The 21182-nt window shown below is 53.9% G+C and carries 16 protein-coding genes; 3 read left to right on the top strand and 13 right to left on the bottom strand.

Translation table 11 applies throughout. The features are described from left to right. Window positions 1-168: 168 nt before the first annotated feature. From BN2684_RS09825 to BN2684_RS09835, 3 genes are all read right to left on the bottom strand, one after another. A complete protein-coding gene (locus BN2684_RS09825; RefSeq protein WP_058301995.1) occupies window positions 169-1470 on the bottom strand; it encodes a DUF4129 domain-containing protein in 1302 nt (433 codons plus the stop codon). Further along, window positions 1467-2585 (bottom strand): DUF58 domain-containing protein, encoded by a 1119-nt coding sequence (locus tag BN2684_RS09830; protein ID WP_058301996.1) that lies wholly within the window; start codon window positions 2583-2585, stop codon window positions 1467-1469. The genes BN2684_RS09825 and BN2684_RS09830 overlap by 4 nt, the downstream gene beginning before the upstream one ends. Window positions 2586-2666: 81 nt before the next feature. After that, complete coding sequence (locus tag BN2684_RS09835) at window positions 2667-3620, bottom strand: AAA family ATPase (RefSeq protein ID WP_058301997.1); 954 nt, start codon at window positions 3618-3620, stop codon at window positions 2667-2669. Window positions 3621-3815: 195 nt separating this feature from the next. Here BN2684_RS09835 and BN2684_RS09840 point away from each other — a divergent pair, with 195 nt between their 5' ends. Genes BN2684_RS09840 through BN2684_RS09850 form a run of 3 tightly spaced genes read left to right on the top strand, consistent with a single transcriptional unit; the run spans window position 3816 to window position 6999 of the window. Then, window positions 3816-5084 carry a helix-turn-helix domain-containing protein gene (locus BN2684_RS09840; protein ID WP_058301998.1) on the top strand — a complete coding sequence of 423 codons (1269 nt, stop codon included), beginning with the start codon at window positions 3816-3818 and terminating at the stop codon, window positions 5082-5084. Between the two features lie 60 nt (window positions 5085-5144). Then, window positions 5145-6314, top strand: a complete 1170-nt coding sequence (locus BN2684_RS09845) for a GyrI-like domain-containing protein (RefSeq protein WP_058301999.1) — start codon at window positions 5145-5147, stop codon at window positions 6312-6314. Between the two features lie 22 nt (window positions 6315-6336). Then, complete coding sequence (locus BN2684_RS09850) at window positions 6337-6999, top strand: GNAT family N-acetyltransferase (protein ID WP_058302000.1); 663 nt, start codon at window positions 6337-6339, stop codon at window positions 6997-6999. A gap of 119 nt (window positions 7000-7118) precedes the next feature. Here BN2684_RS09850 and BN2684_RS09855 read toward each other — a convergent pair whose 3' ends face one another. From BN2684_RS09855 to BN2684_RS09900, 10 genes are all read right to left on the bottom strand, one after another. Next, the gene (locus BN2684_RS09855; RefSeq protein ID WP_058302001.1) at window positions 7119-7661 is read right to left on the bottom strand and encodes a GH32 C-terminal domain-containing protein; all 543 of its coding nucleotides are present in this window, start codon (window positions 7659-7661) and stop codon (window positions 7119-7121) included. A gap of 180 nt (window positions 7662-7841) precedes the next feature. Then, window positions 7842-8726 (bottom strand): NrtR DNA-binding winged helix domain-containing protein, encoded by an 885-nt coding sequence (locus BN2684_RS09860; RefSeq protein ID WP_058302002.1) that lies wholly within the window; start codon window positions 8724-8726, stop codon window positions 7842-7844. 53 nt (window positions 8727-8779) lie between these two features. Continuing rightward, window positions 8780-9787, bottom strand: coding sequence for an AAA family ATPase (locus tag BN2684_RS09865; protein WP_058302003.1), 1008 nt, complete (start codon window positions 9785-9787; stop codon window positions 8780-8782). Further along, on the bottom strand, window positions 9784-10461 hold the full coding sequence (gene pnuC / locus BN2684_RS09870; protein WP_058302004.1) for a nicotinamide riboside transporter PnuC: 678 nt from the start codon (window positions 10459-10461) through the stop codon (window positions 9784-9786). Before pnuC ends, BN2684_RS09865 begins: the two co-directional genes overlap by 4 nt. A 411-nt stretch (window positions 10462-10872) precedes the next feature. Beyond that, a complete protein-coding gene (locus tag BN2684_RS09875; protein WP_058302005.1) occupies window positions 10873-13689 on the bottom strand; it encodes a glycoside hydrolase family 2 TIM barrel-domain containing protein in 2817 nt (938 codons plus the stop codon). Between the two features lie 24 nt (window positions 13690-13713). After that, on the bottom strand, window positions 13714-15333 hold the full coding sequence (locus tag BN2684_RS09880; RefSeq protein ID WP_234340209.1) for a response regulator: 1620 nt from the start codon (window positions 15331-15333) through the stop codon (window positions 13714-13716). Beyond that, complete coding sequence (locus BN2684_RS09885) at window positions 15330-17123, bottom strand: sensor histidine kinase (RefSeq protein WP_058302006.1); 1794 nt, start codon at window positions 17121-17123, stop codon at window positions 15330-15332. Before BN2684_RS09885 ends, BN2684_RS09880 begins: the two co-directional genes overlap by 4 nt. Window positions 17124-17238: 115 nt before the next feature. Further along, a complete protein-coding gene (locus BN2684_RS09890) occupies window positions 17239-18915 on the bottom strand; it encodes a type 2 periplasmic-binding domain-containing protein (protein ID WP_058302007.1) in 1677 nt (558 codons plus the stop codon). Window positions 18916-18982: 67 nt separating this feature from the next. Beyond that, entirely contained in the window at window positions 18983-19879 is an 897-nt protein-coding gene (locus BN2684_RS09895; protein WP_058302008.1) for a carbohydrate ABC transporter permease, read from the bottom strand. A gap of 6 nt (window positions 19880-19885) precedes the next feature. Further along, window positions 19886-20779 carry an ABC transporter permease gene (locus BN2684_RS09900; protein ID WP_058302009.1) on the bottom strand — a complete coding sequence of 298 codons (894 nt, stop codon included), beginning with the start codon at window positions 20777-20779 and terminating at the stop codon, window positions 19886-19888. Window positions 20780-21182 lie beyond the last annotated feature (403 nt).

Below are 21182 nucleotides of genomic sequence, written 5' to 3' on the forward strand. Positions count from 1 at the left end.
ATTGACCCGGCCCGACAGCTCTGAATCGCTTAGTCCCTCTGTGATAACGTAAGTCCATGTAAGTTAAAAATACGCTTCCTAGCACACTCGATAAGAGGGCTTGGAAGCGTATTTGTTTGGGATGGAGATATGGGTATCGAGAGGATCCTTGTCAATCGATTATGGCCGCTATTGCTTCCGCTCCTTGCCTTGCTCAGCCGGTTTGCCCGTGAACGCCGCTAGCATTCGTTCTACGAACTGCTTAGCCTGAGTTAACGGCAAGCGGACTCCCTGTTTCGATTCATCGTCCTCATCCAGAATCGCTCCGTACCGGACTTCTTCGTACTGTTCTACGAGCGAATCGAATTGATCGCCGCTCTCCCCCTGAAGAGACAGCTCCTGTTTCAAGCGACGGGAATATTCGCGCGGGGTTTCCTGTTCTCGGACTGGCAGCCCCCTATCCTCCATCCCCCTGAGCAGCGTTCGGTAAATCGGTCGGATTCCCTTTCCTTCCGAGGAATAGCGGAGCTTCACAGAGGCCGTATCGATTGCCCGGGACCGCTTGATCTGCACGGGTACCTTTGTCGGAGCACTGCCGCGAACCGTCCGGTTCTTAACGAATAGCACAAGTACCGCTAGCGCGATCAGGATGAAAATTCCGATCCAAACCGTGCTAGGAATTTGGAAATGCGCGCCTGATGTTTCCCATGGATAGTCATCCGGGTTTACCTCCCCGATTTCGACTTCGGTTTCTTTCCGATGCATCGGTCTCAGCCGAATCATTCCCCCGAGCCATACGAGCAGCCGAAGTACAGGGGTGCCGAGGTAGGCTAGCACGAGAAGCAGACGGGGAAAAACAAACAGGAGCGGAAGCACGATCGCAACAATGCCAATCAGGACCAGCGCGCCGCGCATACGAAAGCTCCAGCCCCCGCTCGCCATGCGTTGGGCGTAAACCATGGAAAAGCCCCGCAGAACCAAATAGATGACCACTGCCGCGATCACAAGCGAAGCGTCCGGAGCTTGCCGGAAGCCGATGATGACAAGCACCGGAACCGCGATACATTCGATGAGAAAGTACCCGCGAAATCGCTCTTCAGGCGAGATGGAATCGTCAAGCCAAAGCCCGAACCGTCCGATAAGCACGAAACCGAGCACCGCTTCCCAGATCAGAAAGCTAGTATCCGCAATACCGGCGAGAACACCATAGGAGAGGGCCGCCATGATTCCAGCCCCAGTACCGAATGCCGCCTTAAGCCCGAAGCGGCGATACATTCGCAGCATCAGCATCCCCGTCACTAGAGCAATCGGAAGAAACAGCAGCATCGCCCATCGCTCGACCGGTTTCACAGCGAGCCCGGAGAAGAGCAGCAGTCCGCTCGTCAGCACGCTGCCTTCAAGCAAAAGATAAACGAAAGGCGGCATGGCTTGTCGCTTGGCTTCGGGCTGCCTCCCTGCCGAATATTCCGTTCGATCATCAAGGTTATTCAAAGGACGACCGCCTCCTCTCGAACCGGATCGGACAGCTCCGATTTCCGTTCTCCGGTAAAGCCGCCATTCCCCATAACCGGATACACGTACACGGCGCGATGGCTTCGCCGCAATTCCGCCAGTGCCCGCCTTCCCGCTTCATCCTGATAATCCGTAATCAGCACGATCGTCTCTCCCGGATGCACCGATCGTCCGGCGGATCGGATCAGCTCCGCCAAGGAGTATGCTGGATGTCGCGATAACGAGCCAAGGCGATTGGCAATCCTCTCTCTCTGAACAAGGCCCGAGTCGGGAGACACGTACTTCCCTCCGCTCAAGCTGTCCAGCAGATTCGTCAGGAATCCGACCGTCGCCCGCTCCTCAACGAGTTTGTCCGTAAGCTGGAGAGCCTGTTCGCATAGAATGTCCAAGCGCTCTCGGTGAGCAATCATCCAGAAAGCATCGGACATCTGGCCGTTCAAGAGCAGCAATACCCGAGATTCGGTCGTGTGGCCGAACTGCTTGATCATCAAATTACCCGTGCGAGCCGTAGCGAACCAACTGACCGCACGCATCGAATCTCCGCTCTGATACGGCCTCACCCCGGTAAATAGACTCGGGTCCTCCTGATCGTATCGCTTCGTGCGAATATCGCCGACCAGCTCATTCATCAGCCTCTCTGCTTGTCTGGGGGGTATCCGCTTGGGGCGGACAATGACTTGAGCTTTGGGATAAACCGTCCGGCTGTCTTTGCGCAAGCCGAACATATCGGTACATTCCATCTCCGCTTGATTCCAGCGCGCAACACCGCGCCTAGCCGTGTACACAGTTAAGATGAGCTCCGCCGTCTGCCTGGGCAGCAGGTAGGTTTCCAGCTGCAGCTGTCGTTCTTCTCCCCCCGCTGTAACGGAGAGCTCATCAGGAAGCAGAATAAGCAGCCTCACGCGCGGACAAGGCAGTCTGCTCGGATTCGTGATCTGGCAGCGAATCTGGACCGCATCCCCTACATCGGCGATGTCGTGGGAGAAATTCGCCTCCATCGTGATCCGGGGATAGACCTTGTGCTGCCAATATTCAGGTGCCAGCCAGAACGCCGCTAGCAGCACCACCAATCCAAACCACAATAGCGTCCACATCCCGATGACCTCCCTTCTGATCAGCGGGAGGAGCTTCTCCTGCGCGCTCTATGCGGAATCTCTCCGGCTTCATTCGGCCGCTCACGCCTTCAGCTCCAGCTCGGACGGAACCGGGATCCGCTCGAGAAGATCGGTGAGGGCGTTCTCCTCGGTTGTCCCTCTGGCGCGCGATTCCGGGGTCAGTTGAACTCGATGGGCGAACACCGGAACGACTCCCTGCTTCACATCGTCCGGCGTGACGAAATCCCGACCGTCCAGCCAGGCGAAGGCCTGAGCAATCGCCAATAGGGCAAGGCTGGCACGGGGGCTGGCACCGAACAGGAACGCCTCCTGCTCCCGCGTGGCGCGGACGATGTCGAGGAGATAAGCTTCCACATCGGAGGAGAGCTTCACCTGCCGGCATTCCTGGCGACATGTCGCCAGTAGCTCCGAGGTGATAACGGCCGCTGGCTGCTCTCCCGCCTTATCGGACCGGAAGCGGCGCAGGATACGGGCTTCTTGCTCTCGGTCCGGATAGCCGAGCCGCACCTTCACCAAGAAGCGGTCAAGCTGGGCTTCCGGAAGCGGAAAAACCCCCTGCGACTCAATAGGATTTTGCGTCGCGATGACAAAGAAAGGATAGTCCAGCTTTTCGGTCAAGCCATCCAGACTGACCTGGCCCTCGGCCATCGCTTCGAGAAGCGCGGAAGCCGTGCGCGGCGTGGAACGGTTAATTTCATCGAACAGCAGAAATTGCGTGAAGATCGGTCCTTTGCGGAGCGTAAACTCTCCAGTCTGCGGCTGATAGACCAATCCGCCGAGCAGATCCTGTGGAAGCAGGTCTGGCGTCGCCTGTACCCGGTTAAACCGAGCTTCAAAGGTCTGCGCAAGCGCTTTGGCAAGCGTCGTCTTGCCCGTTCCCGGCACATCCTCCAGCAGAACATGTCCTTCCGCCAAAAGGGCTGCGACGATCAAGCGAATCGGTTCCTCCTGGCCAACGACCTGCTTGCCTACTTCCGTGCAAATGCGCTGAAAAAACTCGTTTGTTCTCCCCATTGGATCCCTTCTCTTTCTCTTTGTTTGTTTTGTCTAGTATACCAGTCCTAGCAAGGGGAGGAAATGTGACACGTCTTTTTTTGCATCAAAGGTAGGATTGCCCTCCCTTGATCTCCAATTTTTTGCAGGTTCTCCATGAAGTAAAATGATATAATTTGCTCAAATAGGAACCCTCGACACGGATGGTGCATGAGAATGAAAGAAAAGCTTCATATTCAGGCCGCGATCAAAGCGATCGAACTTAGCCTTGCCGACGATTTCAAGATCGATCAAATCGCCCGGTTGAGCCACGTTTCCCCGATGCAGCTGTACCGAGACTTTTATCAGCTGACCGGCCATTCGGTAAAAGAATACATTCGCAAGCGGCGGCTATCCAACGCCCTTTCCCTCGTGAAGCACTCGGATCGAAGCTTTGCCGATATCGCTTATGAATACGGTTACAGCTCTCAGCAGTCCTTCTGCCGCTCTGTTAAAGCCGCTACCGGTTTGTCGCCTATGAAATACAAAGAGAGCGACAGCCATTATTACTTCCCCATGTTCAATAGCGAGCACAAAAGGCAAATTCAACTCGCGACCGAGACGATCCCCGAGACCTTGCGCTTGACCTTCATGCACAGCCAGCTTCGCGGGTTCGAGACTCGCGCCGTCGCCGCTCTCCTCTCCCTCCTGCCCGGCTATGACGGGCGATTGTTCGGCAGAAACGGCAGTCAGCAGCACCGCCGCTTTTGCTACGAGTTGTATATTCCATGCGACGAATCGATCCGATCGCGGCTTACGGGCAGTGTTTTTACCGATATCGCCGTCGTCCCTGAAGCGACCGCTTGCTTCGCAAAAACATGCGCGAACTACCGCGAAGATGATATCAATGCCGCATGGGATTATCTATACACGGATTGGCTGAAGACCAGCATGTTCAAGCAGGCGGATATGCCGTATTTCGAGGAATACCTGTTAAGGAGCGGCGAGATCAAGAAGCTTGTCTTGTTTATGCCCGTCAGCAAGCGGGACGATTATCCACCGATTCGCCTTTCTCACTGTGAGGAAAGACGGTTTCTGGTCGCGCGAAAGACGGGTAGGAACGCCGAAGAGAATGCTTCAAAAGCCGTTCTGGACTACCTCTTGGCCCGCTATCCTACTCTCTTGAAATCCACAGACCGATTCTATGTTGCCAAGAAAGGGTCGGAGTACACCTGCGGTGTCCAATTGAACGAAGAGCTTCCTCTCCCGCCGGACAGCGGGCTTGAGCTGCTAAGGATCGGTCGCGGGAATTACGCGATTCTGGATGGAGATTGCTGCGGGGAAAGCCGAGTCTATGAGTCGACTCTCCAAGCATGGATCGAAGATAACGGTCTAACGCGCGGCCACACCCCAACCTTCTCCGTCTATGAAACCTGCGGCAATTATTCTCAAGATAGCATTCGAACCAAGATTTACATCCGTTTGAATAATGGTATAAACGGATAATACGCATCCCCGTCAAGTCGGTTAGGATGAAGCTATCAATCGAACAAGGAGTGTGTATTCATGAGTACAGCCCCCAACCCCAAGCCTTCCCCAGAGCCGAATCCAGGAAGTTACAGCCCGAAGGACAAGCCCATGATCGTGTCCATGACGGAAAAGGCGGTGAGCGCCCTTCCAAAGGAACTTCATGTGGAACAGATTCATGAGCTTGCGTCGATTGTCGATCGAACGGAGACCCACATTATCGGCTACGGCATGCCCGTCAGCTTCGAGAACCGTGGTTACGGAAGCGATCATTATGGATTTCCAAACGGCTCCTTCAGCGATGCCTTCTTCGCAAGGAAAGTCATTTCGGAAGGTGAAGTCGCCCTGCTCGCTCAAGTGATCGGCATCGATTTAACGGCGACAGAAATCGTGAGCGCCCGTTACGATGTGGAAGGCGACGGGAATTACAAGGTGATCGTCGGCATCGAGGTCGAGAGCTTTGCCAATCTGCCGGAGGAGCTGCCGGAGAATATTGTGACGCTGACCGTTCCTGCTTGCCGGTATGCCAAGATGCTCATCAACGAAAGGAAGCAGGAAAGCCGAATCGGGTATGAGGAGCGGATGAAGGCGGACGAATACTTTATCAATGCATTCCGTCAGGATACCCCTTACGTGTACAACAAGCGAAGCTACCCAATGAATACCTATGATCCGACCGGTGATATTCTGACCAAATACGAGCCTGTCAAAATCCCCGCAGATGATGCCGAGCGCTTCGATACGATGAAATTCAAGGTCGTAACCCTTCCCGAGCTCAAAATCGCCTGCTGCGTCACTCCGCCCGATTCCGAGGATTTTGTCATCTTCAAATACTTTGAAGTCGAGCAGCAGGTATACAAATGCGCGTCTGCAAGCTATTACCTTCACGATTATTACGGCTTTCCGACAAATGCAGGCGAGGGTAAGATCAACAGCTGCTTCGGAACGCGTGTCAGCACCTTTGACGATCTGCCGGATTGTGTGGAAAAGATAACCGTTCCAGGGGGCTTATACGTCCATATCACCCAATTGGAGTTCAATGGAGACGACCCCTCCATGCCCTACGACATTGCTTTTAACCATTTGGATTCGCTGTTTCTGGCGACGCATCCGAGCTACGAGCGGGACTGGAGCCGACATGTGGTCGCCCGCTTCCGCCAAGCCAATTGCGCCTCGGTGTTCGTTCCGTTGAACCGGAAGAAGTTGTAAGCTCGAGAGGAGAGACGTTTCCATGAATCCAGCGAAAAAGCTAGTTGTTGAGCAACTGCCGCAAGGCTTCACGCCGAAATCTCTGCCGGAAATCATCCGACTCGCGAAAAACATGAACAAAGAGACGGCTGTTGTCCATCAGAATGCCGAAGGTCCGGTTCTCTTTGAAACCGATCGGCTTATCATCCGCCGCTTTACCGACGAAGACGGAGAAGCGGTATGCGTTCTGGCTAACGACAAGGAAGCTTCACCGCTCGCCGGGCGCGACCACAAATGGCCGACCGATCAAGACGGCTGCAGGGAAGCCGCCCGTTATTTTGCAAGTGAGGATTCCTTCTGGGCGGTCTGTTTGAAGCCCGATTATGAAATGATCGGCATGATTACCTTCAATTCGGTCGACGAGTTCAACCGGATTGACCTCGGGCATGTGTGGCGCATGCCGTTCATGCGAGATGAACTGGATTCGGAAGCGATCGCGCTCATGATCCAGTATGCTTTCGAGAAGAAGAACGCGGATGGCGTATACGCCTATAATCCGCTAGACTACGAAGCACAGCTCCACCCGCTGAAGCAGAGCGGCATGGAGGTGGTCGAGGTGTTCGAGAACGCTTCGTTCCCTAGCGATGCGGAAGATACCCCTCCTACCTTCACCGGATGCAAGATGATGATCACCCGAAAAGCTTGAGATTCGCCAGCGGGAGAAGCAGTAAAGGGCAGAACCAAAAGTGGTTGATGGTCCACTTTTGGCTCTGCCCCTTTTTTCCCATAGGCTTATTCCTAACATTCTTCAACGAGCCTGTCGTTTTACCGGATTCCTGACTCCTTAAGCCTCCATGCCTGAAGCGACTTCAGCACGACGTTCGTCCCTTCGGTGAAGAAGTGGACTCCCCGACTTTCCTTGTCGGGATAAATCCGGTTTGTGATCGTTCGTACGCCGTCATTCGCGAACAACTCAACGGATGAAGCATCCACGAATAGACGGAGCTTAACCGTCCCCTCCGCCAGCGGCACAAGCGGAGCGGTGCTGATCCCTCCAGCCCCCGCCCCGGAATGGTCGCGGTTCATCATCACCACGCCAAGCGCCGAGCTATAAGAGATTTCGGTGTACTCGGAGCCGTCCGCCGAAGTGCGAACGCGCAGCCCGAACACGGCATCCGGCGATGCCGCCGCGTCAAAAACCGCTTCGATCTCCAGCGCTTCCCCGTGAAGACCGGGAACAGCAAACGCAGCAGCTTCTTCAAGAGATACGTTAGAAGCTTCATAATGCTCACCGCGTAGCGCCTCAAGCTCGGCAACTGGAACAAAACGCACGCTACCGTCTGCTTCGCGAAGCAATTCTCTCGGCACGGTGAAAGCGCCCATCCATCAAGTGATTTATTTGGAGACGAGCCTGGTGAAGCGCGGATCGACCCATTGATCGACACGTGAATTTCGTCTTTACGAGACACAAAATAGAGCGGTTCCCAGAAAGCCTATCACGGGCTAGACTGGGAACCGCTCGTCTTCTATCAAGCATGAAGTTCGGGTTCAATCGAGATTTCTACGGTACAGGCGGGACGGCCGATGACCGGCATTATCCCGATAGTGATCCGTTTCTTCCACGAGCTCGGCAACTTTTCGGCGAAAAGCAGCCTTCAGCAGCTCTTTATCGAGAATGACCTCGTACACCTGCTGCAGCTCCGTCAACGTAAACAGCTTGGGCATAAGATGGAAGGCTATGGAGGAATCATTCACCTTGTTCCGCAGCCTCTCGATGGCATAGGCGATGATCTTTGCGTGATCAAAAGCCAGCCCGTCGTTGGACACGATCGCATAGTGGACCGCGGCAGAAGCTTCCGTCATCCGTTCGGTCCGTTCGATGACCGCCGTCAGCTCCTCCTGTTCGGCTGTCAGTCTCAGCTCATACTCCAGCGTCTTGACATAGCCGTCCTCCATCATATCCTTCCTCTCGCGCAGCAGCCGATACGCGACCTTGAACCAAGCGGTGTTAGCGGCATCATCCCCCGCCTGAAGCTGAAGCTGGCTGCTATCGATCAGAGCCAGGTAAGAGCAGCTCATCACCCATGTGCGGGGATCGCGGCCGACGTCGCTGAAGGTGTACAACTGCTCCAGGTAGACGCGGTCCACTCCAGTCTCCTCCCTCAGCTCCCTCTCGGCCGCCTGCTCCGTCGTTTCATCGGAGCGGACAAAGCCTCCCGGCAGCGCCCATTTGCCGAGAAATGGATGTCCGCCTCGCTGGATGAGCAGCACACGCAGCTCTTTCTCCGGGAGCTTGCGGTAATTCCCTTCTTCCTTCTCCCCTACCGTGAAAATGACCATATCCGCTGCAACGGAAGGCCTCTCGTATTCATCCGCCCGGTACTGTTCCAGAAACTCCCGTTCGGTCAACCCGTCCCGATCTCGCTTTTCCATTCTTGTCACCTTCCCTTCTGCATTAAGTATTCCAATAGCTTGGTTGATTCGGCTTACGCAAGCTCTCCATAATAATTCGAGTACGGCGTATAGCGAGCCAGCACTTCCTCCACCCTCTGAATCCGTTCTTCGAGGCTTCCTCGCAGCACGATATATGGGATGCGTCGCTCGCGCAAATCCGCGATAATCTGCTTATGGAAGACATGTCGCTTCTGGTCTCCACTTCGGTCCCATGTATCGTCGTATGGAATATCGTCGTCGCACAGGAAGAACAAGTCATACCGCTGCGCATTCTCCAGCGCGATCTGCGTCAACAGCTCGGGAGCTCGACCGTGATAATCCAGTGCATACATGTAAGTGGTAATCGCATTGGTGTCGATGAACAGATACCGATTCGCCTCCAGCAAGGCTTTCTCTTCCCGTTCCAAATGGCCGACGGCAATCTCATCGAAGGCGGCCAGGCCGATCCTGCGGTCCACCTGATGCTCCGCCCAATAATCCCGTCCGTATTCGCTGGCGAATGTCGTTTGATAACGGTGTGCCAGCTCTTCGGTGATCGTGGATTTACCTGTTGACATCGCGCCTACGAACACGACTTTCGTTATCAGATCGCGATAGACGATATCGCTGACGAACTCTCGATAGGCATGCGGATTGGAGCGGATCATCGTCGCCGAGATCGGAACCTGCTTGCGATCCTCGTCCACCCGCCGGTCCACGGCGCCTAGAGCACGGCTCATATGCTCGCCGTAAAACTCGCTGGAGTAAAAATGCGTCACCTGCTCGCCTCCGAGCAAGCCGAGTATATAGGTTTCCTCGCGGATCTCGTGCTCCCGGTCGTTCGAGTACCCGTCGGGGCCATCCCAGGCCTCGATCACTCGGACCGTCGGATAGAGCGTGCGAATCCAATTGGCGCGCACATGCAGCGGAATCGTCGTCACCCCTGTATCGTAGATGACAACGATCAGCTCCTCAACTTCCTGTAAAGCCGTCTCCATCATGAATTGATGCCCCTTATGCAGCGGAGCGAACTTCCCGAGCGTGAGTCCCAGCGTCTTCATTTCATTCCCTCCTTGGCCCCTCTGTTCCACGTCCAATAGCCATAGATCGCATTGATCAGATAGGCGCTCCACATCACGATCATCAGCAGGCCGTCCGGACTTCCGTGTATCGTGCGAATGACCCACAGCAGAACCGTAAACATGTTCAGAACGATGTACACCAGCCACTGTTCCTTGTATCTTCTTACCATTAGTATCGTCGCCACAATCGACAATACGGTCGTGATCGCATCGATATAAGGAGAGTTCTGCGAAGGGATGAACGACAGCCCGAAGCCGAGTGCCAAGCTTCCCAATAAGCAAATGACAGCAACGGCGAACAGCCCGGTTCGTTTCATCTGGCGCATCTCCAGTTTGTCTTCATGCAGATGCTTCTTCCACATCACAAATCCGACCACATTCATCGGGACGAAAAAGAGCAAATTCAGCATCAGCTCTCCGAACAACCCATTGGTGTAAGCAAGATAGGCATAGCCGAACGTATTGTACATCCCGAAAATATAAGTCCACAGATTCCCCTTGGCCGCCAGAACTACGCACAAGACCCCCGTAAGAAATACGGTAAATCCAAACACCGTATCCTTCATGATCACGGTCAACGTAACGGCGACTCCGGAAAACAACCCGAGCCATAATAGTTCGTACAAGCTCCATCCTCTGAACGCTGTCTTCATTCCATTCCCCTCCGTCGTGCATCCGAACCGTGTACCGGGTTCTACATTCGGACGTTCTTATTTACTTTTTGTTATTATCACCTTGATACTATCAACTATAGCAGATGATTTCGGTTTTGCCAATAGCGAAAATCGCCGCACCTCAAGGGGGTCCTATCCTCCTTATCACGAAAAAGCGGTCCCTGAGCAGACGCGCCGCTCAAGAACCGCACAACCAATTCTTTCATCCATTCGGCCGAGATCGAAGCCAGCGGTACAGATCGCATTTTCCCAATTTGAGGGCGATGAACGCTCCGAAGACCGCTGACCCTGTGAAGCATTCTCTCTAAATGACGATCCGTGTTCGGCGTCCCTACCAAAAATGCTCGAACGCGATCGCCACGATCTTACTTGGAATGCTCGATTGGGAGACTACAGCCTGTTTCGAAGCTCGGATAAGCGAATTTCCACTTGAGGCTGGAATTCAGATGATTGGACATAGTTCATGATACTGAACAAAAATTGCTTTCCTTCCACCGACTCCATCGCCTTCTCCGCATCCAGCGAGCATACGAGCAGCTTGCCCTTCCCGACGCGGCATTCAAAGAGAAGCCCGAGCTTATGGTTCCGCTCGAAGTTATCGATCGTCTGCACGATGGGGCTAAGCTCCTTCGGCAGATCGTCCAAAATGATCGAACTGGAATGGGTTACCACGTTCCACCAAGGATAGGTGGAATACCGTTCACTGGGAAAATCACGAAGTGCTGGGTGATCCTTGTCGATGTAGAGCCCCATGGTCCCGACAGGCACCGGCTTGTTCATGCTTTCTGATATCGAACGGAACATCGGATAGCACCAGAAATCCGTGCTGTAGAACCCTTCTACCGCATGCTCAAGCCGATCTGGTTTGGGCATAAGCAGAACGTTCTCACCGTTCTCCAGCAGCGAAGCCGCTTCGTCGGTCAGGGCTTCGAATACATGCAGCCCCGTCCGGTCGATTTCGATGCCCTTCGGATAAAGCCATAGCTCATAGGATTTCTGAATATCCGTCCCTTCGATGGACAAAGAAAGAACCGCATGGGTCATCTCGGATACGTTCGGGAGGTTCAGGTTCAACCGGCAAATGTCGATGTTGTTCCCCTTGCCTTCAACGGACGCATCGGCTTCTCCGCTCAAGAATACTTGGCCTGTTGTGGCCTCATGCAGCTCCCACTTCAATCGAATACGATCCAGTGGAACCGATCGGTAATAGCACAGCTCCACATCAGCCGCAAACGATTCCTGTGACACGTAATGGTATGTATCAAAACGCGCAAGAAGCACCGCATCCGAGCAAAAGCTGCGCCATTCTTCCGGCGTAACCAGCCCTTTGGAGTCCATGAAGGCATCCAGGACTCCGACCAGTGCCGTTCCTTGTCCGGGAAAATCTTGCAGATCCAGCAGTTGAAAGCCTGCCAGCTTCTTGGAGCGGAAAGCCGCCTCCAATTCTTCTTTGTAGCAGGCTACCGCCAGCTTGCCGGAGCATTCGAAATAAGCAGCGGCCAGATGGCCAAGCCCCTTCTCCTCTAAGCGCTCCCGGAACACTTCATAATTTCTAGCTTTAATCGACCCGGTGAATTTCTCGATTTCAGCAAAGTTCGGGAAAGTGGAATACTGCCCGATTTCATGGGATACGACGGGGACATGCGGCACCAGCTCGTCGTTGCGGTCGGAGGCTCGCACCGTCACGGCTTCCGTGCCGAATTGAATCTGAACGGTATCGCTGCCCTCCACTCCGGCTTCACCCGCAGCGGAGTATGTGGACGGAATGATCTGTTCGTCGTAATCCTTCCTCGTGTTCGGCTGGTCCGTCTGGACGTGACCGAGCGGAGCATCGCACATGGCATAAGAACCCCGGAATAATCGGTCTCGCGAAAAGCGAACGCCGCAGTAGAAATCGTCATGCTCCAGAATGTCCGGCATGAACTGGAAGTTGTTCGACCCTTGGGTGTACAGATGGCGGTCGTCACACTCCTTGTACGCCTTCAGGATCGCATCCAGCCTCGGCTTGCTGCCCCAAAGCTCATTGCCAAGAGACATCATTACGAAGGAAGGATGATTGCCGAAGGCTTTGAGAATGGCGTACCCTTCGCGGATGAGGTACTCCTGCTCGGCCTGATTATGTTGTTCATACGTTTCATCGGTGATGGTCCCCCAGAACGGAAGCTCCGGCTCCATGTAGATGCCGAGCCGGTCTGCCGCTTCAAACGCCGCAGCCGGCGGGCAGCAGGTGTGGAAGCGGTAATGGTTGATTCCGTATGACTTGGCGATTCCCATAATCCGCAGCCATTCATCCACAGTCGTGGGAGCATAACCGGTGAGCGGGAAGATCAAGCCGTCGTGCTTGCCCCGCAGGAAGGTTTTGATGCCGTTGATCTCGAACTTGTCTCCGGCTACCTTGAATTCGCGCAGGCCGGCCGTCAGCTCGTAGGTATCCTGCACCTCACCCGAGCCGTCGATCAGCTCCATTCGAAGTTTATACAGGTTGGGTGCTTGGTCGCTCCACAGGAGCGCGTCGCTGCCCAATGGAAACCGAAGCTCGATCTTGTCCGATTCAACCGGGAACTTCTGCATCGGAACGGCATGCTCCTCTTCGCCGTTGAAGCTTACGGCCGATACGGCTACGACAGCGCCGCTCTGATCGCCTGCAACGCTTGCCTTGATCGTGAACGCTTTGTCCGCCACTTCCGGGTAAACCTGAACCTCCTGCAAATAGGCATCTCCAAAGAACCTCAGCTCCATCTGCCCGGTAATCCCGTTCCAGTTCGTTTGAGTATCCTTTGAGGTGAGGTGGCCGCCTTTGGTCGGATAGTCCGTATTATCCACCCGGATCGTCAGCGTATGCTTCGTCTTCTCGAGGCTCCCGGTCAGGTCATAGACATGCGGAGCGTTCAGGCTGTTCTGCGTTCCGAGCTCCCGTCCGTCCACCCAAACCGTTGTGACCCGCGTCCGCTCCAAAACCAGTTGACACGGCCGTCCTACCAAATGCTCTGGAATCTCTACTTCTTTGGAAAACCATGCATAGCCCTCGAAAGCGTATTCATCTGTCAAAGCACCAAGCTCAATTTCCTCGTTCTTCTTTCCTTTGCGGGCGAAGGAGGTGGTGCCAGGCAGCGCAATGGTGTCGGAATAGGTACGCGGCAGACCAGGCCGCTTATCGCTATCTAGCTGCAGCCCCCAATCCCCTTCTAAATGGATGGTTGTTAACATGGAACCGTCTCCTTCTCGTTCGATTTACTCTTCGTAGCGATAATCGCGGAATTCCTGGGGGGTGCTGCCCGTCACCTTCTTGAACAGGAACGTGAAGTAGGCCGCGGTTTGAAACCCGACTTGCTCGGCCACCTCATATACCTTGACGTTCGGGTCGCGAAGCAGCTCCTTGGCCTTGCTGATTCGGATCTCCTGGACATAATCGGAAATGGTGATGCCCATTTCTTTTTTGAACAGCACGCTCAAGTAGCTTGCATTGAAATGAAACTGCTCCGCGAGCTGTTTGACGGTGACATTGTCCTGAATATGCTCCTCGATGAACTGCGCGATATTATGGATGAGATGATGCTGCTGTACAGCCTGTTCCCCTTGCTCAAGTTGAGTATACTTTGAAAAATACTCCAAGACTACCCCCCTGACTTCCTCGGCATTCGTACAAGCAATAACCCTTTGCCACATGTCGACGTTCATTTCTCCAACCGCTGTTCGGTACCGGCGGATCTTACGCGCCAATTCGCTGACAAGCCCCATTCCAAAAGCCTGAACGTAGGAAAAGGCGACCGTTTCCTGGGTCAAAAGCGCATCGAACGCATAGTTGAAATAAGCCTCGGCCTGCCCGCTATCCCCTTTTTCCATGAGCTTGACGATCTCCGGAATGTATTCGTCGCGCAGTCGATGATCCTGGTATTCGGTTTCCTCGACCCGATCGAAATACAAGATTTGCTCTTCTCCGGCAAGCCGGGCCTTCGCCATCATGTGCTTGACCTCTTTGTACAGCAGAGGGGCTTCCTCCCAGGAGCGGCACTCTCGGCTGACTCCGACCGTCACGGTAGAGCCGTATTTTTCCTTGATGATGTCCTGTATAAAGGGAAACTGCTTCTCCATCTTCGCCCGCTCGCTCGGGGGTGGATTCAAGAGAAGGATCGCTGCTTCGTCCGCTCCCGTTTTCCCGCTGTACACCCCGGCATATTCGGATAAGCTCACCTTCACGGTTTTCATCAAACCGTCTCCCAGCAGAATCCGCTGCCGTGCGTCGTGCCCGTCGCTCGGAAGCAAGCGGTCGTAGCCAAACAGAAACAAGCTGATCCTCCACTCCTTCTCTTCCCGCGGAAGGTCTAACAAACGGCACCAGGAGGCCAACAGTTCCTCGTTGTAGGCGCGACCTTCAAGGAGGTCGTTCACAAACCGCTCCTGCAAAACGTCGAAGCTCCCGCTCAGCTTTTCCTTCAGCTCGCTCGTTTCCCGCTCGATTTGGTTCCTCTTGAGGATCGAATCCCGGATGGTCTTCAGCTTCTCCTCCAGCTCATCCGTTTTGATCGGCTTCAGCACGTATCCCTTGGCGCCAAGATGAATCGCTTCCTGCACGAATTCAAAATCATCGTACCCGCTGATGATCAGGGTCTGCAGAGACTGAAGGTGTGGTTGTTCGAGCTTGCATGCGGACAAAAGCTCGATGCCGGACATACCCGGCATCGTGACGTCCGTGATCAGTACGTCAACGGGCTCTCGGGCAAGGATTTCAAGGGCTTCCTCTCCGGAATCCGCCGTTATCGGCTTGGCGTAACCGAGAGAATCCCAGTGGACATGACGGACAAGGCCGTCGATTTGGAGGGGCTCATCATCTACGATCAACGCTTGAATCATTTGTCTTCCCCCATCTTGATCTCGGGACGTTCCCAGCACGCGGGAATTTGGATCACCACGGAAGTCCACTCATTTTCAACGCTTTCGATCCTCATGAGGCCTTCTGATCCGAAATACAAGCGAAGCCTTTCCCGTATGTTGTTCATCCCGAATCCGTTTCTCGTTCCGGTGTATCGGCCGGCCTGTATTTGCTCCAATCGTTCGTTCGGGATGCCCTTTCCGTTATCTCGCACTTCAATATGAACGGTATCTTCTAGGTGGCGGATGACAATCCATATCGTAGCTCCGCTCTTCTTGGTGATGTTCCCGTGCAGGTAGCTGTTCTCCACAATCGGCTGAAGCAGCAGCTTGATGGTGTACAAATCCAGTACCTCCGGTTCGATCTCCCATTGCACCTCTACCCGGCCCGGATAACGGAGCTGTTGAATCTCCACATAAGCTTTTAGATGCTCAAGCTCGTCGCGAATGCATACGACATTCACCCGGTTGTTCAGAGCGATCCGATAAAAGGTCGTCAGCGCATCAATGGTGCGGATTTGCGTTTCATCCTGCAGATCCATCGCCCGCCACCGAACCAGACTGAGCGAATTGTAGATAAAGTGAGGATTGATCTGCGCCTGCAAGGCCCGGAAGTACTGCTCTTTCTCTTTCAGGTGCGCTTGCATGTTCTCCTCCACCAGCTTCCTAAGCTGGCGCGACATCGAATTGAACAGCACTTCCAGCTCACCAAGCTCGTCCTGATCCTGGTTTCGCACGGTGACGTCAAAATCCCCTTGCGAGATATCGGTCATCCGCGCTCCGAGCTTCCGAATCCGCCAAACGACGTTTTTCAAAACCGTCAAGATCATAAAGATCGAAACCATGAGGAAAAAAGCGACCCCGGCGGCGATGGAAACGAACACCCATTTCGACTGCTGTTCCATCCGATTGATATCCATGAGAGCGGCAACCGTCCACCCGGATGAGAGCTTTTGCTCGATCAGCAGCTTCCCGTTGATCGGAACCGGCTCGATCGTTTCCATGCCCCAATAAGGCTGCAGGGAGGAACCGTCTATTTTCTCGCTGATTTCATCCGTCACCGAGGATGCGATGATCCGGTCGTCCGAATCCACAATGTAGAGCTCCCCCGCTCCGTTGAACGGATGCTCGAACGAATCGGCAAAAACATCGTGGTAATCGAGCAGCAGGTAAACGAGCCCGAAAACCTCCCCATACGGGTCGATGATGTTTCGTGTAACGACGATCTTCTCCTTGTCGTTTAGTGCGTTTGACCACATCAGCGCCTGGGCCGATTTCACCCTCAACTGGAACCAGTCGCGCTCGTTGACCCCGGAGAGCACCCGGTTCTCGGGCTTCCAGAGCAAGCCGCCGTCCTGAACGAGTGAAGCGTTTGCATGATAAATGCGAAAATCCTCGATTCCAGGCAGATACTTCTGCGTATACAGATAGGATCGGTCGACATATTCCACCGTCTCCAATTGCTCAAACATGCTTGAGTAACTGCGGGACAATCGGGAGATCAACTCCCCGTCGGTTGCGGTTCGATTGGCAAGCAGATCATAGCTCTGCTTCCGGAAATCAATGCTCTCCGCACTTTGTCGAACCGCTTCCTTCGCGGTGATCAAGTAATTCTCCCGGACATGCTGTAGCGCCAGATAGCCGGCGCTGACAGCCAGCAAAATCGTTGGAATAAACACGATCAGGCTATAAAACACCACAATTTTTTTCCGTAAGCTCAAGGAACGGGTAACCCGCAAGATGGCTTTTTCAAATCGCTGCTTCAGCTTCATGTTCGTCTCCCGCCCCGTCTCGCCTCCGTGTGAAAAGAACGGCAAAGGGAGCAACCCCGAAAGGGGGCTGCTCCTTTTTACCTCGTGCGCTGTCAACCGATCCTGTGGACCCTTTTTAAAATTCTCCGTTCGCTTGAATGTCCGCCTGATAGGTTTCGTTCCATTCCTTCTTCATATCGGTCCAATGGGCGCGTTTTTCGAGTGCATCCTGAAATGCCGTCCAGTTGGCTTCAAACTGCGCGTCGTCCTTTGCCATAATCAGCTTAGCCCGGAACTCCTTGCGGATGTTCTCCAGCTCAGGGGAATACTTTTCCCATACGCCCCCTTGCTTCGGCGAGACCAAATCGTAGGAATGCGCTTGCCGGACCGCGCCCATCTTGCCGACTTGTTCCGTATACGCGGACGTTTTCAAAGCGCCCTTCTTCTCAACTTCGCCTACGTTCCACCAAGGATACCACTGATTGCTGTACGACGAAATCATGTACAGCTCCGGCGTAACTTTCGCCTTCTGAGCTTGGTCACCGGAATTTCGAGCCTGTTTGTAATTATCGTCGATATACTTCCATTTTCCAAGGGGCTGATCGATCCAATCCCAATACAGACCGGATGGGCCTTCGTTAATGACCTGCTGCATTTCCGGCTTCGCCTGGAGCGTGTAGTCAAAGAATTTCAGGATCGCGTCCAGGTTTTTCGTGTTTTTGCTGATGTACACATCGTAGCCAGGGTAAGGGTTTACAACTTGATTGATACCGACCTTCTCCACACCGTCAACCTTCGGGTAAGGAATGACTTGATAATACCAGCCCGGCTCCGTCGGTCCGTCCAACGTTTCCCACAGCGAAGTATCGATGTTGAAGAAGCTTCCGACGTTCAAAGCGACCCGTCCGGATTTGTTCTTCTCCTTGTACCGCTCTTTCTTGTCGGTGACGACTTCCGGATCGATCAGCTTATCGCGATACATCTCGTTCATCCACTTATAAGCGGCTTTGTATTGGGGATCGTCATACGAGAAGACGAATTGATCGCCCTTCTTGTCGACGCCGGTGCCACTCGTGGATACGCCGAACGCGGTCAGGATAGCGTTTTCGTCATTCCAGCCCGCCGTATCGTTCGTGTCCATCAAGAACGACATGGGCAGAAGCGAATTGCCGGATGCATCCTTTTGCTCCGCCGCCTTCTTCAGGAACGTTTCTACGCCTTCCAACGTTGCCAAATCCTCTACCTTCATGCCGACCTTCTCGACGACATCGGTCCGAACCGTCCAGGCCTGCGAAGCCCAGCCCGGCCAAGGATCATTCGGGTTTTGGTCGTACCAGGTCGGGATGGACCAGATATGGCCGTCCTTGTCCTTCATCCGCTCCAGGTACTGCTTCGGAATGGCTGCGAGGTTCGGGTATTTGTCCGGCATGTCAAAATATTGCTCCAGCGATTGAATCTTCTTAGAGCGGTTCATGGCGTTCTTCACCGTCTCGCTCCGCGAGAAGATGGCTGCATCCTTGAAGCCGTCCGTGTTCAGCCGCAGGTTCAAGGCCGTTACTGCGTCACCCTGCGTCGATTCGAGCTGGACAGCCACTCCCGGCTCTTTTTCCTTCCAATACTTTTGAACCAAGCTGTCATTGTTGATCGTTGCCGCCCACCCCAACCAGAGGTTGAATGAGGTGGAACCACTGCTTTCCGGGTTTGCCGCATCGCCTTTGTCCGTCTTGCCGCCCGAATTCGAGCAGCCAGCCATCACGGCGAGAGCAACCGCAAGTGTGACTGCTGCTCCGCGCTTTATCCCTTTCGAACCCATGGAACAACTCCCCTGTTCTTATGCAGATTTGGTATATGTGTGTTGCCTTATACCCGTCATTTTACCGTCAACCTTTGACGGAGCCAACCAGCACGCCTTTGACGAAATACTTTTGCAGGAACGGATACACGCACAGGATCGGCAGAGCGCTGACCATCACGACAGCCATCTTGATCGACATGAGGGTGATGTTCTGCATTTGCGAGCCCCGCGCCAACGCTTCCTGGTTGGTGTTCGAGCCGAGCACCACGGAGATGTCCTGCGCCGTTAGCAGCTGCTGCAGGAACGTCTGCACGGGGATGAGCGACTGCTTGCTCACATAAAACGCCCCTGCAAACCAGTCGTTCCAGTGCCCGACGGCCGTGAACAGCCCGAGAGCGGCCAGCATCGGCTTCGAGAGCGGAACGATGATCTGCCAGAGTACCCGGACCGGACCGGCTCCATCCAGCTCCGCCGATTCGATGAGCGCCTCCGGAATGCCCTGAATGAACTTCAACATGACAAACATGTTCCAGACCGAGAACAGCCCCGGGAAAATGTAAACCCAGAATGAATTGAGCAGCCCCAGGTTGTTCAGCTGAATGTAATAAGGAACGAGGCCTCCGCTGAACAGCATGGTGATCAGAATGTAGGTCAGAATCACTCCTCTAAGCGGAAGGGCTTTGTAAGAGAGACCATACGCGACTAGCAGAGTCACGATCAGCCCGGCGATCGTGCCAATGATGGTTCGGGCAATCGTAATGAGATAGGCATGCCGGATCACCGCATTCCCCAGTACGATCTCATAATTGATGAGCGTAAATGCCCGCGGGATTAAGTAGACGCCACCTTTTGCCGCATCCGAGCCTTCGTTCAGCGAAATCGCCAGCATGTATGCAAACGGATACAAGACGGAGAAGCAAATGAGCGACAGCAGCAGAATCATCAGCCAGTTTGAGGCTTTTTCCGTAAAGGTCTGTTTCATTGTCGGTCACCACAATCCCTCGCCATTGATTTTGCGGGACAGCTTGTTCGTCGTCACGACCAGAACCAGACTGATGATCGACGAAAGCAGCCCTATTGCGGTCGCCATGCCAAAGTATCCCTGTTGAAGACCGCTTCGGAGAACATACGTATCAAGAACATCCGCCACTTCCTGATTGGCTGAGTTCATCATCGGATAGATTTGATCCATTCCGACCGTGATCAAGCTCGGAATGCTCAGAATGAGCACGATGGAAATCGTGGGCATGATGCCCGGCAGCGTGATGTGGCGGATCTGTGCCAGCTTGCCGGCGCCTTCCACCTTGGCAGCTTCATAAAGCTGCGGATCGATCGCCGTGATCGCCGCCAGGTAGAGGATGGTGTTCCACCCCGTCTCCTTCCACAAACCGCTTGATACCACCAGTGGACGGAACCATTCGGTCGAGCCCATGAAGAAAATCGGATCTCCTCCCGCCTTGGAGATCAGCTGATTGACAAGCCCGCCGTCCAGGGTCAGAAAGGATTGCAAGATGTACACCACGACAATCCACGAGAAAAAGTGAGGCAAATAGCTGACCGATTGTACAAAGCGCTTAAAGCCCGAATGGGACACCTCATTAATCATCAGCGCCAAGAGAATCGGTGCCGGAAATCCAAAAATGAATTTCAACACGGAAATGAACAGTGTGTTTTCAACGATTTTCCAAAATTGCGGCTCCTGCAAGAATGCAAAATTGTCCATCCCCACCCAGGGGCTGTCCCAAATGGATGAGCCGATTTGAAAGTCCCGGAATGCCACCTGAATCCCCGCCATCGGGATATAGCTGAAAAGCAAGAGCAGGACGACACCCGGTAAAATCATCAGATACTGCCATCGATACTTATAAAACTTAGCCAACATATGCATCCCCCTCTTGGTTTCATAGTAAAGGAGAAGCGGGTCGGCCACTACCCCACGGCGATTGGAATTCTATCGCTATGATTGGTCGTTATGAAAGCGCTTGTCAGCTTTTCAAAAATGCAAAAGAAAACAGCCAGCTCTATGACTGGCCGCTTGCCTAGTTTTGGTAAACCTGATATTTGGTTCCATTAAATTAAAAACTACCGCGATACATAGCTGCGGCTGATACCTAGCTCCTTGGTGATCTCCCGCCTCACCTTCTCGGCCAAATCGTCCGTCACTCTGTCAAAAAATGTCGATCAGGGTGATTTCATATTCGATCCAACGAGCGGCAAAGGTGGCGAACTTCACATCCTTATCGGGAGTGAAGCACTCAATCCACCTTCGCCTCACGAATCACTTC

This window comes from Gorillibacterium timonense, from assembly GCF_001457415.1.
GTDB classification, from domain to species: Bacteria; Bacillota; Bacilli; order Paenibacillales; family NBRC-103111; genus Gorillibacterium; species Gorillibacterium timonense.

Bases quoted from the DNA above. Each gene is read 5' to 3' on its own strand.
- BN2684_RS09895 (WP_058302008.1), bottom strand. From the start codon at position 19,879: ATGAAACAGACCTTTACGGAAAAAGCCTCAAACTGGCTGATGATTCTG.
- pnuC (WP_058302004.1), bottom strand. From the start codon at position 10,461: ATGAAGACAGCGTTCAGAGGATGGAGCTTGTACGAACTATTATGGCTC.
- BN2684_RS09865 (WP_058302003.1), bottom strand. From the start codon at position 9,787: ATGAAGACGCTGGGACTCACGCTCGGGAAGTTCGCTCCGCTGCATAAG.
- BN2684_RS09890 (WP_058302007.1), bottom strand. From the start codon at position 18,915: ATGGGTTCGAAAGGGATAAAGCGCGGAGCAGCAGTCACACTTGCGGTT.
- BN2684_RS09850 (WP_058302000.1), top strand. From the start codon at position 6,337: ATGAATCCAGCGAAAAAGCTAGTTGTTGAGCAACTGCCGCAAGGCTTC.
- BN2684_RS09880 (WP_234340209.1), bottom strand. From the start codon at position 15,333: ATGATTCAAGCGTTGATCGTAGATGATGAGCCCCTCCAAATCGACGGC.
- BN2684_RS09835 (WP_058301997.1), bottom strand. From the start codon at position 3,620: ATGGGGAGAACAAACGAGTTTTTTCAGCGCATTTGCACGGAAGTAGGC.
- BN2684_RS09875 (WP_058302005.1), bottom strand. From the start codon at position 13,689: ATGTTAACAACCATCCATTTAGAAGGGGATTGGGGGCTGCAGCTAGAT.
- BN2684_RS09860 (WP_058302002.1), bottom strand. From the start codon at position 8,726: ATGGAAAAGCGAGATCGGGACGGGTTGACCGAACGGGAGTTTCTGGAA.
- BN2684_RS09900 (WP_058302009.1), bottom strand. From the start codon at position 20,779: ATGTTGGCTAAGTTTTATAAGTATCGATGGCAGTATCTGATGATTTTA.
- BN2684_RS09840 (WP_058301998.1), top strand. From the start codon at position 3,816: ATGAAAGAAAAGCTTCATATTCAGGCCGCGATCAAAGCGATCGAACTT.
- BN2684_RS09885 (WP_058302006.1), bottom strand. From the start codon at position 17,123: ATGAAGCTGAAGCAGCGATTTGAAAAAGCCATCTTGCGGGTTACCCGT.
- BN2684_RS09845 (WP_058301999.1), top strand. From the start codon at position 5,145: ATGAGTACAGCCCCCAACCCCAAGCCTTCCCCAGAGCCGAATCCAGGA.
- BN2684_RS09830 (WP_058301996.1), bottom strand. From the start codon at position 2,585: ATGTGGACGCTATTGTGGTTTGGATTGGTGGTGCTGCTAGCGGCGTTC.